The sequence below is a fragment of the Thiorhodococcus minor genome (assembly GCF_010820565.1).
Taxonomy (GTDB): Bacteria; Pseudomonadota; Gammaproteobacteria; order Chromatiales; family Chromatiaceae; genus Thiorhodococcus; species Thiorhodococcus minor.
The window spans coordinates 1-833 of record NZ_JAAIJQ010000300.1 but is presented as its reverse complement, the minus strand read 5'-3'; the positions used below and the strand labels follow the sequence as shown (position 1 = coordinate 833).

Annotated in this window: 1 protein-coding gene; it reads right to left on the bottom strand. The window is 62.7% G+C overall.

The window, feature by feature from the left end:
* Positions 1–272: 272 nt before the first annotated feature.
* Positions 273–548 carry a hypothetical protein gene (locus G3446_RS27065; RefSeq protein WP_164456737.1) on the bottom strand — a complete coding sequence of 92 codons (276 nt, stop codon included), beginning with the start codon at positions 546–548 and terminating at the stop codon, positions 273–275.
* Between the last annotated feature and the right edge of the window lie 285 nt (positions 549–833).

The window sequence follows — 833 nt, the reverse complement described above, 5'->3', positions numbered from 1 at the left end:
CATGTTGTCAATAACGACGGCTCGACAGCGGTTCACCTGAGTTGGCCATCCCCTTCAACCCCAGCTCCCGACCACCGCGAGGCTGGCAGTCACAACCGCCCTTCGCAGGTTGGTTGCCCGCCCACTGGGCGGAGGCTACAGTGTCCCGGACGCTTCACACCCCGCAGTTACCCGCGACGCATGGCCCGGTAGGGTACTGGTGGCAGAACACCAGATCTCTGTTCTCCTTGATAAATACGTGTGCAACTTCGTGTCGCACCAATGCCATGGACTTAAGCCGTCCGGCAGTACGCCGGGTGGAATCCGGGCTTGAGCTTGCCGGGATTGAGGCGTGGAAATTGTCGGTCTGGCCGTACCGCCTCGACGGCATCGGAAAGCGCGAGGACGGCCTGCGTCAGCAGGGTGGTTGGAGGATGCACGGTGCCGATCAGTAACCGAACAAGCGTGTGCTTCATGGTCGAGAGGCTGCTGGTCCAGCGGACCTGATAGGGATGCTTGCGCGCGGCGTGGCGACGGGTCGCGAGCACCTGGGCGAGTCCTCTGACCATGCTGGCTGTTGTCTCTCACATTGTTTCCCCGCCCGTTTCTCGAATTGTTTCGCGATGAGAGTGTGAGTCCTTCCCAGCCTAGGCACTCCGGTGAAGCAATGGTGGGAGGTGGACGAGTGTGAGGTGATGAACGCGCTTTTTCGGGGGCGGGCCGGTGGCCCCGGGGGAAGTGGACGTTGTGGGGGGCGGCAGGGGCCTGCGGCGGGTCTCGGCCCGCCGCGTTGAGGTCTTTCAGAAGGAGATCGGATCGTCGAAATCGTCGTTGAAGAGGTCGCCCTGACGCTC

Coding starts and splice junctions, on each gene's coding strand:
- G3446_RS27065 (WP_164456737.1), bottom strand. CDS start 548: ATGGTCAGAGGACTCGCCCAGGTGCTCGCGACCCGTCGCCACGCCGCG.